The sequence below is a fragment of the Acidovorax sp. 106 genome (assembly GCF_003663825.1).
GTDB lineage: Bacteria > Pseudomonadota > Gammaproteobacteria > Burkholderiales > Burkholderiaceae_C > Acidovorax.
In genome coordinates this window covers 3,017,458-3,031,268 of the sequence record NZ_RCCC01000001.1, presented here as the reverse complement: position 1 = coordinate 3,031,268, position 13,811 = coordinate 3,017,458, and the positions used below count along the sequence as shown (strand labels likewise).

10 protein-coding genes are annotated in these 13,811 nt (G+C 62.0%); 4 read left to right on the top strand and 6 right to left on the bottom strand.

Going from position 1 to position 13,811, the window contains the following annotated elements; translation table 11 throughout:
• The first annotated feature begins 114 nt into the window (after nucleotides 1-114).
• Both C8C98_RS13480 and C8C98_RS13475 read left to right on the top strand, forming a co-directional pair.
• On the top strand, nucleotides 115-2,778 hold the full coding sequence (locus C8C98_RS13480; protein ID WP_121454699.1) for an EAL domain-containing protein: 2,664 nt from the start codon (nucleotides 115-117) through the stop codon (nucleotides 2,776-2,778).
• A gap of 565 nt (nucleotides 2,779-3,343) precedes the next feature.
• Complete coding sequence (locus tag C8C98_RS13475) at nucleotides 3,344-3,934, top strand: hypothetical protein (RefSeq protein ID WP_121454698.1); 591 nt, start codon at nucleotides 3,344-3,346, stop codon at nucleotides 3,932-3,934.
• A 361-nt stretch (nucleotides 3,935-4,295) separates the two neighbouring features.
• Here the strand turns inward: C8C98_RS13475 and C8C98_RS13470 are convergent, their stop codons facing one another.
• Entirely contained in the window at nucleotides 4,296-6,950 is a 2,655-nt protein-coding gene (locus C8C98_RS13470; RefSeq protein ID WP_121454697.1) for a TrlF family AAA-like ATPase, read from the bottom strand.
• Nucleotides 6,951-7,368: 418 nt separating this feature from the next.
• Between C8C98_RS13470 and rpoH the strand changes: the two genes are divergently transcribed.
• On the top strand, nucleotides 7,369-8,310 hold the full coding sequence (rpoH, locus tag C8C98_RS13465; RefSeq protein WP_121454696.1) for an RNA polymerase sigma factor RpoH: 942 nt from the start codon (nucleotides 7,369-7,371) through the stop codon (nucleotides 8,308-8,310).
• 232 nt (nucleotides 8,311-8,542) lie between these two features.
• The gene (locus C8C98_RS13460; RefSeq protein ID WP_121454695.1) at nucleotides 8,543-9,556 is read left to right on the top strand and encodes a tripartite tricarboxylate transporter substrate binding protein; all 1,014 of its coding nucleotides are present in this window, start codon (nucleotides 8,543-8,545) and stop codon (nucleotides 9,554-9,556) included.
• 71 nt (nucleotides 9,557-9,627) lie between these two features.
• On the opposite strand, the gene C8C98_RS13455 is transcribed toward C8C98_RS13460, so the two are convergent.
• Genes C8C98_RS13455 through C8C98_RS13435 form a run of 5 tightly spaced genes read right to left on the bottom strand, consistent with a single transcriptional unit; the run spans nucleotide 9,628 to nucleotide 13,798 of the window.
• The gene (locus tag C8C98_RS13455) at nucleotides 9,628-10,239 is read right to left on the bottom strand and encodes an SCO family protein (RefSeq protein WP_121454694.1); all 612 of its coding nucleotides are present in this window, start codon (nucleotides 10,237-10,239) and stop codon (nucleotides 9,628-9,630) included.
• A gap of 3 nt (nucleotides 10,240-10,242) precedes the next feature.
• Nucleotides 10,243-11,136 carry a heme o synthase gene (gene cyoE, locus C8C98_RS13450; protein WP_099740295.1) on the bottom strand — a complete coding sequence of 298 codons (894 nt, stop codon included), beginning with the start codon at nucleotides 11,134-11,136 and terminating at the stop codon, nucleotides 10,243-10,245.
• Entirely contained in the window at nucleotides 11,133-12,329 is a 1,197-nt protein-coding gene (locus C8C98_RS13445) for a heme A synthase (RefSeq protein WP_121454693.1), read from the bottom strand. The genes cyoE and C8C98_RS13445 overlap by 4 nt, the downstream gene beginning before the upstream one ends.
• Before the next feature lies 1 nt (nucleotide 12,330).
• Nucleotides 12,331-13,074, bottom strand: a complete 744-nt coding sequence (locus C8C98_RS13440) for a hypothetical protein (protein WP_121454692.1) — start codon at nucleotides 13,072-13,074, stop codon at nucleotides 12,331-12,333.
• Complete coding sequence (locus tag C8C98_RS13435; protein WP_233574542.1) at nucleotides 13,004-13,798, bottom strand: SURF1 family protein; 795 nt, start codon at nucleotides 13,796-13,798, stop codon at nucleotides 13,004-13,006. The genes C8C98_RS13440 and C8C98_RS13435 overlap by 71 nt, the downstream gene beginning before the upstream one ends.
• Between the last annotated feature and the right edge of the window lie 13 nt (nucleotides 13,799-13,811).

Genomic DNA, 13,811 nt, shown 5'->3' with positions numbered 1-13,811 from the left:
CATGGGGCGCCCTGAAGTGCCCGCCGCCACACCGCCACGGTGCGGGTACAAATCCCGTTTACAAAATGCTGCAACCCCCGGATGATGGGCCTCCACCTACTCCGGCGGAGGCCCATGTTCCTTGAACTGGTCAAAGGCGTTGCACTGCTTCTGGCGCTGTGCTTTTTGCATGGCGTCAACATCCGTGTCTGGCGACAAAAGCCCCTGATCGGGCAAATCGTTTCGGGCGCCCTGTTTGGCGGCATTTGCGTGGTGGGCATGCTGCTGCCCGTGGTGTTGATGCCCGGCGTGATCTTTGATGCACGCTCTGTCGTGCTGTGCATGGCGGGCCTGTTTGGCGGGCCGGTGGTTGCGGTGATTGCGGGCGCCATGACCATGGGCTGGCGCCTGTGGATTGGCGGTGCAGGCATGGGCGTTGGCCTGTTGGTGGTGGTGATTTGTGTATCGCTGGGCCTGCTGTACCGGCATGCGCACCAGCGCGGCAAGCTCGGGCTAGAGCCACGCACGCTGCTGATTTTTGGGTTTCTGGTGCATGTTGCGGTGGTGGGGGCCTTCCAGCTGCTTCCCCCACCCGTAGCGCAGCGCATCAACGACACCATCGCCCTGCCCTTCATCTGCATCTTCACGGTGGCCACCTTGTTGCTGGGCACGCTGCTGAAAGACGTGGAAGAGCGCCTCAACACCGAAAGAGCGCTGAGCGACAGCTCTGCCCGCTTGCGGGCCATCACCCAGGCGATCCCCGATGTGCTGCTGGTACTGGATCGCAGTGGTCGCTACCTGGAGGTTCTGTCCAACGACAAGACCGCACTGGTCGCCAAGGCCAACGACCTGTTGGGCAAAAATTTGAGCGACGTGCTCCCCTCGGACCAGGCTCAGCAGTATTTGCGCCTGATCCACGAAACCCTGCGCACGGGCCACACCCAAACGCTCGAGTACGAAATCAACACACTGGAAGGCATGCGCCAGTTTGAGGGGCGCACCCAGCCGCTGGGCGTGCCGGTGCAAGGCGAAGAGGCCGTAGTGCTGCTGGCACGCGACATCACCGACCGCAAGCAAGCAGAAGCCGCCCTGCGAGAGTCCGAGCTGCGGTTTCGCTCTCTGCTGCTCAACATCCCCTCTATCTCGGTGCAAGGCTATCTGGCCGATGGCACCACCAGCTACTGGAACAAGGCCTCGGAAACCCTGTACGGCTACACCGCACAAGAGGCCATGGGCAGCAACCTGTTTGAGCTCATCATCCCGCCCGTGATGCGCGACACCGTGCGCACCCATGTGGAGCAAATGTTTGCCACCGGAGAGGTGATCCCGGCGGGAGAGTTGCAACTGCAACGCAGAGACGGCAGCTTGGTCGACGTGTTCTCCAGCCATGCCTACATCCAGGTGCCCGGCCAGCCCCCCGAGATGTTCTGCATCGACATCGACATCTCTGGCCGCAAAGCCGCCGAAGACGAAGCCCGTTACCTGGCCTTTTACGACGCCCTGACGGAGCTGCCCAATCGGCGCCTGCTGGTGGACCGGCTGCAGCAAGTGTTGGCAGGCAGCACCCGCAGCGGCATGGCCACGGCCGTGCTGTTTGTAGACCTGGACAACTTTAAAACGCTGAACGACACCCGCGGGCATGAGGTGGGTGACATGCTGCTGACCGAGGTGGCACGCCGCCTGCAAAGCCATGTACGCGAGCTGGACACCGTGGCACGCCTGGGCGGCGATGAATTTGTGGTGGTGCTGCAAAACCTGGGCACGGACCCCACCGAGGCCGCCGACCAGGCCCGTATGCTGGGCGAAACGCTGCGAGCCCGCCTGGCACAGCCTTACGACCTGGCCGGGCATGAGCACCACTGCTCTGCCAGCATCGGCATCACGCTGCTGCACGGACAGCGCACCACGGTGGACGAAATCCTCAAACAGGCCGACATGGCGATGTACCGCGCCAAAGACGCGGGGCGTAACACGCTGCGCTTTTTTGACCCGGACATGCAGCAGGCCGTCAACCGCCGTGCCACGCTGGAAGCCGAGCTGCACAACGGCCTCAAACAAGGGCAGTTTTTGCTGCTGTACCAGCCCCAGGTCGATGAAACCGGCCGCATCCAGGGCGCCGAAGCCCTGGTGCGCTGGCAGCACCCCGAGCACGGTATGGTGCCGCCCGGTGAGTTCATTGCCCTGGCAGAAGACACAGGCCTCATCGTGCCCCTGGGCCTGTGGGTGATGGAAACCGCCCTGCGCCAGCAAGCCCAATGGCGCAACGTCCCGGCCCTTGCACACCTCACCCTGGCCATCAACGTCAGCGCGCGCCAGTTCCACCAGGACGACTTTGTGACCCAGGTGCTGAACCTGCTGCACACCACCGGCGCCGACCCCACCCACATCAAGCTGGAGCTGACCGAGAGCCTGCTGCTCAAAAACGTGGACAGCGTCATCACCACCATGCGCGCACTGCGGGCCTACGGCCTGGGTTTTTCGCTCGACGACTTCGGCACCGGCTATTCGTCGCTCAGCTACCTCAAGCGACTGCCGCTGGACCAAATCAAGATTGACCAGGGCTTTGTGCGCGACGCCCTGGTGGACCCCAACGATGCAGCCATCGCCCGCTCCATCATCGCGCTGGCGGGCAGCCTGGGCCTGTCGGTTATCGCAGAGGGGGTGGAAACCGAGGCACACCATCAGTTTCTGCTGTACCACGGGTGCAAGGCGTTCCAGGGCTACTTCTTTGGCCGCCCGCAGACACAAGCCGCTTTTGAAGGCTTGGTACTGAGTGAGCACTACGGAGAGTATCAGTAGGCGGAGACTGAGTTGCTGCAGGTTTGAAGGACGCTCGATGAGCTTGGGGCGGTGTCAACGGAACCTGCAGCAGCCCAGGTCAGCGCTGCAGCGATTGCTGTCATCCAAACCGTGCCATCTAAGGCGCACCATCGGGCAAGAGCTGCCGCTGGTGGTTTGAGAAAGCACTCGCCGAATGTTTGCATTCACCGGCAGCGGCAGGCCCTGGGTTCGCATGACGAGTCAAGCGCCGTAGGTTTCGCTCCATTTGCCATTCGGTTTACAGCGTCGCATATCTCGTTTGGGCGACAGCGCGGCTCCTCTATCCGCGAGCTTCAGGGTATGTGGTCACAACGATGCTAAGCACTCTGCGATTAGCCCTCTGCACCAAAGCTGGACGGGATGCGAGTCATTGCGCCGATACCAAATCAGGTCCGATACGATTTCAGGCAATGCGATCGGAGGCTGAAAAACGCCAACTGGCGACCAGTCGGATCCGGGCATGCTCGTGCGCCCCTGTCAGCCTGGCCGCCTTGCGGACACCGCTTCAGGACAAGCGCGTCTCGCCGATAACCAGAGGGTGACGATGAAAAGCCTCCTCGCTCTGCTGCTGTTCAGCGCCTGCTTTCAGGCGCAGTCCGCCGACCTGCCTCCCTGCGACAAGGCGGTGCGTTTCAGTGCGGCTTGGTTCGTCGACCCGGAGGTGGACAACACCAAACCGGCCGCCGAACTGACGAAGATCGGCGCGGGCGCCGGCCGCAGGGGTACGCAACTCGGCCACGTCGTTGTCGAGACCAAGCTGGCGGTGATGCCGCAGACCAGTTGCCAGGGCGTCGTCGTGCGGCTGGATTACATCAAACCGGTGCTGCGCGTGGCCAGCGAGATCCCGCCGGGCAGCTGTGCCTATGCGCACGTGATGAAACACGAGCAGACGCATGTGCGCATTTACCGCGACATCGCGCGCCAGTTCCGCGAGCTGGACTATCCCTGGGCCTCGGGCGGCAGCAGCGCGGGCATCCTGGTCTACGCGAAACAGGAACTCGGCCGCCTGATGCAAGCCCAGGTGCAGTTCGATAACCCAGAGGAATACGCCAGCAACTTCAGTGCGTGCGGTGGTGAGATCGGGCGGCTGGTGAAGCCCGCGGCGTCTAGCAAGTCGGCGCAGACACCGGGTTGAGGCAACCGCCTTGCGCGAAGGCTGATTGGCCGTACCTCGGGCTGGACCAGACCTATTCCCACGGTCAGGCTTGCTGCCGCCGAGACCGGTGTGCGCCACCGCGCCGACCTTCAACTGCGCCACTTGTTCCGCCCCCGCAGCTAACAGGGGTGTGGGTATAGAGCTACTCGCTTGGCTCGCGGGGGCGTCGGCACATGAGTCAAAAGTGGCTTACTTCTGCATCGGCGCCAACACAATTGCACGCAGGACGACTGCTACGCAGCGGTTGCTTTCGGTCGCAACTACGTCGTCCAAATTCCGCTATTGGCCCCAAAGATGCCCAACGATTTGAAGCCGTCCGCTCGCCCTTGCCAAAACCACCTCAGAACTCGTACTTCTCTTTGCGCTGAATGAAGGCATCGCGCCCGCCTTCCAGAATGCTGGCCACCTGATCCCGAATCACGGGAACGTCAATCGAGCCTTGCGCTTCCAGCCCGAGACGCCCTTGGTTTTCAGCGGCCGTGAACACGCCAATCCACTCGGCATCGCCGAACACCGGGATGTTCGCGTTGTGTGTGGCGAACAAAAACTGCCGACTGGTCTTTGCCTCCCTCAACTCGGCGACGATCCGATCTGCGATGAAGGCGTTGTCTAGGTTGTCCTCCGGCTGATCCATCAGAAGGGGATCAACGTTCTCAAGCAGCAGCATGTGCAGGATTGCCGTGCACTGCTGGCCCGTGGAGAGCTTGTTGAGTGGCCGGAATACCGGATCGGCATGACCGTGAGCGACATTCAAAAAGATGTCCGCCCGATGCTCCAGCTCCAAGGCCTCCAGCTCCATAAGCTGCGACGACTGGAGCTTGGTGAGTGCATCGGCCACCATCTGCGTGACGCCCCAATCCAGTTGCACGTCGGCCGATCCTTGCTGAATCGACTGGGCCAGCGACAACGGGCTGATCGTCTCGGCGTCCTCAATGAACGCAAGCCGCTTTTCGCCCACACCGTCCAGCTTGCACCCTAGCAGGAACGTCATCAACGGCGTGCGGTCAGCCTCCGGCACGATTTCCACTTTGAGCTTGCCTTCAAGCCGCCTGTTCAGCTTCTTCGCGGCCTTCTGCAACGCTTGTATGCGCTGCCCACGTAAATCGGACAGCTCGGCCAACAAGTTGCGCCGCTCCTGACGCAAGGTGTCGCGCTGGGACTCATGGGTAGTTGCCCGCGACTTCATGGGCTTGATGCGCTCAATTTCCCCCATCAATTTCTGATAGGCAACACCTACCTCCTGCCCGCTCTTTCCAGCAGTGGCGGGCAACGTCCGCAGCGCCTTCTCCAACTCGATATCGTGCGCCTGAATCGCCTGGTGCCATGCGTCATGCTGGGTGGTGAACTGTCCGGCCTTGTCATCAAGCAAGGCCTGCATCGCGGTCAGATGGCCGGCGAACCCCAGCTTGAGCCCATCCAGCGTCGTGCGCATAGCGAGCAACTGGGCGGCGTCAGGCAAGCCCTCAAGCGCCTCATCGTTGATGAAATCAAGGTCAGGCAAGCTGTCACGTAGGTCTGAAAGTGCGTCGCGAAAGCTCTGCACGCCATCAGTAGCGGTCTTGGCAATCTCTCGCTCGCGTGCGAGCAATGAGGTCTTGGCCAGCTTCTCCTTGATCCCCAGCTCATCAAAACCGCGAAGCTGCTCTTCCAGCTTGGGCAAGCGCTCCACCTGTGCATTCAGATCGTCAAGATCGGTCAGGGACTTCGTGAGCTTCTGCTGGTTGTCCTTTAAGCGCCTATGCACATCGGCACTCTTCGCCTCGTACTCCCCGTTTTGAGGAAGAAAGCGATCCAGCAACTGCACTCGGCTGGTTTCATCTTGGGCCAGCTCGTAAATCTCGTTCTGCCCATAGATGTCGATGCCCGGCAGCAAGTCGCGCGGAAGTAGGGTGGAGACATTGCCAGCCATGTCGCGCACCATCGGCGGCCCGCCATGACGGCGCGAGATGGTGTACTGCTTGCCGTTCTGGGCAGAGGACACTACTGCCAGCTCAACCCGTCCGGCCAAGCGACCAAGGTTCTCCTTGATGATCTCTTGGTGGAGCTTCTGGGCCTGCTTGCCTTTGGGCGGCAAGTCCAAGGCGAAGCGTAGGCATTCGAGCAAGGTTGACTTACCCGTTCCACGGCCACCAATCACCGTGTTGAGGTGGTCGGAAAAGTCCACCCTGACGCCATCAAGGTAGCCACCCGCCACGGTCATGCGTACAACCTTGCCAATCGGGCTTTGGGCCTGCTGCGAGTTGAGCCGGATTCGCGATCCCGGATCGAGAAAGGCAACCTTGAACGCGGCGAAGTTCGGCCGCGTCATCTTGATGAAGCAAGTGGCCCCCGGCTGCTCCAAGTCATCAGGCTTGGCAACATCCTTGGCGTTGATAGCCGCCACGGGGCGCTCACGCCGGTAGCTATCGTCCTTGTTCAAGAACACCTTGCGGTAGAAGTCACCCTCGACACTCGTGAGGTCATCTATCGGCCCCGGAATCTGGGCCGCGCGCAGTTTGGGATGCTTCCATACGTGGTTCAGCCGGTTTTTCAGTAGCCCGCTGTCCTGTGTGCAATGTGCAGCGTAGATGAACCCACCGAGTAGATCGACCTCTACGATCAACTCTTCAGAACTCAGGCGAGAAGGCCGGATGCCATCTGCTGGATCGTGCAGCTTGAGGTTTCCAAGGTAGCGATCAAGCTGCTGCACGGTCGTGCCCTCGGGAAAGAGGCAGACGTAGTGCGTCTTGTCGTTCGAGGCGATCTCGAAGCCGGGAAACACCACGATCCCGTGCGGCTCCAGCACCTGGCGCAATGAATCGACGCTCGCCACGCTGCCATGGTCGGCAAGGCCCACAACCTTGATGTCCAGCTCAAGGCACTTCTGAAGCAGAGCCTGGTTGTAGCCGCCTTCGTCCAGCCCGTGGTCAGCGCCCCTGTAAGTGCCGTTGTAGCCGACAGGATTGACCTGTAGTGCGCAGCGCCAGAAACGCGCGAATGTGTATTCATTGCCCATATCTCCTCCCTGATTCATTCGGCAGAGCGAAGTCGCCGGATGCCTAGGCCGATTCACCCGCCGACGTTCCTCAGTGGACAGTCTGGCAGATTCAGCGCCCAGAGGATCTCTACTGGCTAAGACCGCCCGTAAAAGCCAAGGCGGGCGACTGACTGAAACCAGTCTAAAGCACGCATTTAGGCACATGTCTGAGACCAGCCCCTGACGGCCGAAGAGGCGACGCGTCAGTCAAAACCGATACTGCGCCAGTTCAAAGTTCAGTGGAAAAAGTTCAAGATACAGTGAACATCGACAGCATCGACAACAACATCGACACCTTCGCCGCAATCCCATATACCAGCTGCGGGCGGGAACTTTGGCTTTAGCACTCTATCTAGCAGAGTGCTAACATGATGCCATTGAGGAAAGGATTCCCGGCATGACACACTCATCTGGAACCGCAATCACTGCTGTGACACCCACCAGCCCCTGGGCGCTGGTACCGGCCCTGGGCAACTTGGACGCCTACATTTCGGCGGTCAATCGCCTGCCCCTGCTGACGCAGGAAGAAGAGCAGACGTACGCCCGCCAACTCAAAGAAAACAACGATGTGGACGCTGCGGGCCGCCTGGTGATGTCGCACCTGCGCTTGGTAGTTTCCATTTCACGCCAGTACCTGGGGTACGGGTTGCCCCATGGCGATCTGATCCAGGAAGGTAACGTAGGCCTGATGAAGGCCGTCAAGCGTTTTGACCCTGACCAGGGCGTTCGGCTGGTGAGCTACGCTATGCACTGGATCAAGGCGGAGATCCATGAATACATTCTGAAAAACTGGCGCATGGTCAAGGTGGCGACCACCAAGGCCCAACGCAAGCTGTTTTTCAATCTGCGCTCGATGAAGCAGGGCTTCAAGGCCGATGCCAGCGCAGCCGATGCTGCCACGCACCGCGACACGCTGTCTGACCACGAAATCGATGTGGTGGCAGCGCAGTTGAACGTGAAGCGCGAAGAAGTCATTGAAATGGAAACGCGCATGTCGGGTGGCGATGTGCTGCTGGACCCCACCCCTTCGGACGACAGCGAGCAGGCCTTTGGCCCGATTGCGTACTTGGCCGATGCCTCGCATGAGCCCACGGCCATGATTGAGTCGCGCCAGCGCGATGTGCTGGCGTCTGACGGTATTGCCAATGCGCTGGCCAGCTTGGACGAGCGCAGCCGCCGTATTGTGGAAGAGCGCTGGCTGAAGGTGAACGACGATGGCTCAGGCGGGATGACGCTGCACGAACTGGCAGCGGTGTACGGCGTGAGCGCTGAACGCATTCGGCAAATTGAAGTGGCTGCGATGAAGAAAATGAAGAAGGCTTTGACGGAACCCGCCTAAGCCGTTGAAGCAAGGTGCAAATGGGGCGCAACCGGGCGTGCAGCCGCGCTACCATTTGCGAGCCTTGCCGATAAACCCCACACAGGGCCCGCCAGGAACCTGTTGATGCTGAGTGTGATGCCCCTGCGTGGTGGCTTCGCAAGCAAGTCAACAGATTTGGCGGGCTTTTCTTTTTGCGGGGTGAAAGCGCTTTGCCGTGTGCCGCACGTTCATACACCTTTGAAGGAGCCCCATGCATCCCGTGTTCTCTCGCCGCAGTGCCGTTGTCCTGGCGTTGACGGCATTGACTTCGTCTTGGGCTCTGGCCCAAAAGTCCCCTGCCGTTGCGAGCCAGGCCCCCTGGCCTACCAAACCGCTGAAGATTGTGGTCGGCTTCCCGCCGGGCTCTTCGCCCGACCTGACGGCTCGCACTTTTTCTGAGCCTTTGTCCAAGGCATTGGGGCAGCCGGTGCTGGTGGAAAACAAGGTGGGCGCAGGCGGCAACATTGGGGCCGATGCGGTGGCCAAGGCGCGGGATGACCACACGATTGGCTTGATGATCAATGGCAACATGACGATTGCCAAGCTGATCAATGCCGCCGTGCCCTATGACCCGCAAAAGGACTTGGCACCGCTGACGCTGGTGGGCACATCGCCCCTGGTGCTGACCGTACCGCTGAGCCAGCCCGGAGTGTCGGCCACCGCCGACGCCCGCGAGTTCATGGCCGCAGCACGCAGCGCAGGCGACAAATGGAGCTACGGCACGCCGGGCGTGGGCACAGTGGGCCACATTGGCACAGAGCTGCTGAAGGCGCGCAGCGGCATCAACCCGGTGCATGTGCCCTATGCAGGCTACCCACAGGTGGCCACCGCCATGCTGGGCGGGCAACTGCAGATGGCGCTGCTGCCCCCGGCGCTGGCGCAGGCGCAAGTCAAGGCAGGCAAGCTGCGGGCGATTGGGGTGACATCGGCAGGCCGCAGCGCGCTGGCGCCCGATGTACCCAGCCTGAGCGAGGCGGGCATCCAGGGCTTTGAGCTGGAAATTTGGAATGCTTTTGCCGCCCCTGCCACCATGCCCAAGCACCTGCAAGTGCGGCTGGCCACCGTGCTGGCAGAGATTGCACGCACCCCGGATGTGCGGGCCAAGCTGTTCCAGCAAGGCTGGCAAGTGGCCGGCACGTCCCCTGAGGGGCTGGCCAACCGCATCAAAGCGGACACAGCCAGCCTGGGGCAGATCATTGCCCAGCGGGGCATCAAGGCGGATTGAGTGCGGTAGTCCGGTGGGGCCATGCCGATAGGCGGGCCCCGTTACCGACGCTGTACCAACCTACTCCCGCCCTACTTCGACTCTTTGAGCAAAGTGGCCACATCCGCCACCAGGGCGGCTGCGCCGCTGCCGTAGCGGTGGTACACGCGCAGGCGACCTGCCGTGTCATACACGTAGCTGCCGGCCGAGTGGTCCATGGTGTAGCTGGTGGGCGTCTTGCCATCCACCTTCTTGTAGTAGATCTTGAAGTCCTTGGCCACAGCGGCCAGTTCTTGCGCATTGCCGCGCAGCGCCAGGAAGGTGGGGTCAAAGTTGGCCATGTAGGCCTTGAGCACTTCGGCGGTGTCGCGCTCGGGGTCTACGGTCACGAAGATGCCTTGCAGGCGTTCCCCATCTGCACCCAGGGTGCGCTTGACCTCAGCCAGCTCCTGCATCGAGGTGGGGCACACGTCCGGGCACTGGGTGAACCCGAAAAACACCACCACCACCTTGCCTGTGAAGTCTTTGAGGTGGCGCGGCTGGCCGTTGTGGTCGGTCAGGGGCAGGTCACGGGCGTACTCAGCACCGGTGATATCTACCCCCTTGAACTCGGCCTTCTTCTCAGCGCAAGCAGAAAAAAGTGCTGTAGCGCTTACCAATAAAGCGCTAGCAGCTATTACTTTTATAGCATTTCGTTTTTGCATGGGTCACATCACGTAGTGGTCCACCAGCAGAGCGGCAAACAGCACGCTCAGGTGGATCAGGGAAAAGCGGAAGGTCTTGCGGGCCAAGGCATCCGAGTAATTGCGCCACAGCGCAAAGCCGTAGCCACAGAACCCGGCACTCAGCACCACGGCAAAGGCCAGGTAAATCCAGGAACTCATGCCGTACACAAACGGCATGAGGCAGCCAGCAAACAAGATCAGCGTGTACAGAAACACCTGCAGCCGCGTGAACTCGTTGCCATGGGTGACGGGCAGCATGGGCAGGCCAGACTTGCGGTAGTCCTCCACCCGGTACAAGGCCAGCGCCCAGAAGTGCGGGGGTGTCCACAAAAAGATGATGAGAAACAGGATCAAGGCCTCGGGCCCCACATCCCCCGTAAGGGACGACCAACCCAACACCGGCGGCATGGCGCCCGACGCGCCGCCAATCACGATGTTCTGCGGCGTCAGCGGCTTGAGGATCACGGTGTAGATCACGGCATAGCCCACGAAGGTGGCAAAGGTGAGCCACATGGTCAACGGGTTGATCCACACATACAGCAGCACCGAACCCGCAGCGCACAGCACCGCAGAGAACAGCAGGGTTTGCTGATTGGACAACTCGCCCTTGGCGGTGGGGCGCCAGGCGGTGCGCTTCATCTTGGCATCAATGCCTTGCTCCACGATGCAGTTGAACGCTGCGGCGGCCCCGGCCACCAGCCAGATGCCCACACAGGCCAGTGCCATGGTGCCCAATTGCGCGCCACTGGGCAGGCCGGGCACCGCCAGCACCATGCCGATCAGGGCGCAAAACACAATCAACTGCACCACGCGCGGCTTGGTCAGCGCGTAAAACTGCGCGAATCGCGAAGGGGGGGAAACGGCAGCAACACTCATGCAATCACTCTCGGCGCGCGCAATGGCGCAGACATCTCAGGCTGGCCCACTGCAGCACGGCTGGCTGCAAGGGCCCAAGTCAAAACCACCACCAGCGCCGCAGCGCCGCCAGTGTGCAAAACAGCAGCCACCAAAGGCCACCCCAGCACCACGTTAGACAGGCCGGTGGCCAGCTGCAGCGCAGCCAACCCTGCCAGCCAATGCGCCTGGGTCCGCAGCGCAGCAACGCGGCGCAACCGCAAGGCCAGCCACACCAAGGCCGCCAGCACCACGTAGGCCATCAGACGGTGCACATAGTGGATGGCCGTGAGCCCCGCAAAACTGATGTGGGAGCCGTCTTGGAGCAGGCCCAGCTCGCGCCACACCTCAAAGCCCTGCGCAAAATCCATGGCTGGCCACCAACTGCCCTGGCAGGTGGGGAAGGTGGTGCAGGCCAGCACGGCGTAGTTGGTGCTGACCCAGCCCCCGAGCACCACCTGGGCAGACACCAGCGCGGCCGTGGCCCACAGCCCGGCACGCAGCGGCCCGGACAAGTCCACCCTTGCCACGCCCTGCGCTGCACGCGTGTGCTGCACGGCCTGCACACACAGCAAGGCCAGCAGCACCAAGCCACCGACCAGGTGCAAGGTGACGATGGCGGGAAACAACTTCATGGTGACCGTGAGCGCACCAAAAGCCCCTTGCAGGCACACCCACAGCAAAGTGAAGGTAGGCCACCACGGGCTGCCCCCAGGCGCGGGCCCCGCGTGGTCCGTAGATGCCTGGGCACGCCGCCACGCACGGTGCTGCACCCAGGCGGAAGCCGTCATGGCAATGATCAACACGCCCACCCCAGTGGCCAGGTAGCGGTGGATCATCTCAACCCAGGCCTTGCGGTGGGTGACTGGCCCAGTGGGCATGGCATCTTGGGCTGCAGTGATTTCTGCTTGGGCCCCCACCGGGCTGGCGCTGCCGTAGCAGCCAGGCCAGTCAGGACAACCCAGGCCCGAATCGGTGAGGCGCGTGAAGGCACCAAACAACACCAAATCAAAGGTCAAGAACAGGGTGAGCACCGTCAAGGCTTGCAGGCGGCGCATGGGTGATGCGCCACGGTTGCGCCAGCGCACCCAGGCCAGGGGCCCCAGGGCAATCAACAAGCCCAGCAGCATGAGCCTTGTCAGCGGAGCCAGGTCGTACAGCGGTTGGGCATCCATGTCAGGGCTTTCCGGGGCGGCCGGGCTCGTCCCACGAGGCCGATGCACGCAGCAAGCGCTCCAGGTCTTTTTTGGCTTTGGCTGCGCCCGCGGCATCCATGGAGGCGGGGAAGCGCATCATCCAGTTCCCTTGGGGATCGACCACATAGAGGTGCTCAGGCAGCGTATGCCCCGGTGCGGGCGCCAGCCACTGGGCCAGCGCAGTGCCGTCTACACGGCGCACCTGTGCCTGCTGGAGGGCCGGGGCCAGCGCTGTGGGTGGAGCCTGTCCATCTGTGACCAGCCACACCCAGTCCATCCGGTCCTTTTCGCGGCCCAAGCTCTCACGCAACTGGCGCTGCAGGTACAGGTGCTTTTGGCAGTCTGCATCGCATTGGCTGCCTGCCACGCTCACCAGCAGCCACTGGCCCTTGAGGTCTGGCAACGTGCCTGGGCTGCCATCCAGCGCCGTCGTGGGCAATGCGGGCATGGGGCGCTGGGGTTCGATCAGCTCGCCATAGTTCTTGCGCCCCTCCGGTCGAATGACGTAATAGGTGAAGTAAGACGCAATGACCGGAGCCGCGCAAATAAGCATGACCGCCAGCATCTTCCAGCGCCCATGGCGGGTGCGCTGCGCAGCATCCATGGCCCCGCCCGCTTCGGGCAGCGTGTGGATGGTCAGACCCAAAGGGTGCTCAGCCGCCACCGCTGGGGGCACGCTGGCGGCGTGGGCGAAAGAAGCGTCGGACGATTTGGAACCAGACATAAAGGAGTGCAATCAGGCCGCAAAGCCCGAACCATTGAAATGCGTAACCATAGTGTTTATCGACGCCCGACGAGACCACAGGCCAGTCGCGCAACAGGCCCTCGCTGGCATCACCCAACTGAACCACCGAGAGCGTGAGAATGGGCCGCTGCACCTCTGCACCCATGGCCACCAAGTCGAGATTTTGCCGGATGCGGGAAGACCCCTGAGCGCTATCCCCCGCAACGAATTCGTACAAGCGCGAAGGCAAGGCCGCCACACGGCCTTGCACTTGCACCGGCCCTGTTGGAGCGTCTATCCTGGGCACCTGGGTGCGATCTTGGAAATTGCGGGCCACCCAGCCACGCTGTACCAGGACCACGGTTTTTTCATCGGGCAACAACAACGGCGTCACCACATAAAAGCCTGGGCGGCCTTGCATCTGGCGGTTGTCCAGGTACACCGTGTGCTCAGGCAGCCACCGGCCTTGCAGCGTCACCGCGCGGTGCAGCAGTGCCTCTGCGTCTGCAGCCATCGCCCCGCCCTCCCCCAACTTGTCACGCAAGGCCTGGCCGTCCAGCCCGGGCATGGCGGCACGGGCCTCCAAGATGGCCTGGTAGGCAAGCTTCTCAGCCGCACGCCCCAATTGCCAGCGCCCTAGCGACGCAGTGACCCCAATGCCCACCAAGGCAGCCAGGGTGATGAGAACAAAAAGCACACGGTGTGCACGCGGGCGGGGTGTCACGGGATAATGGGCT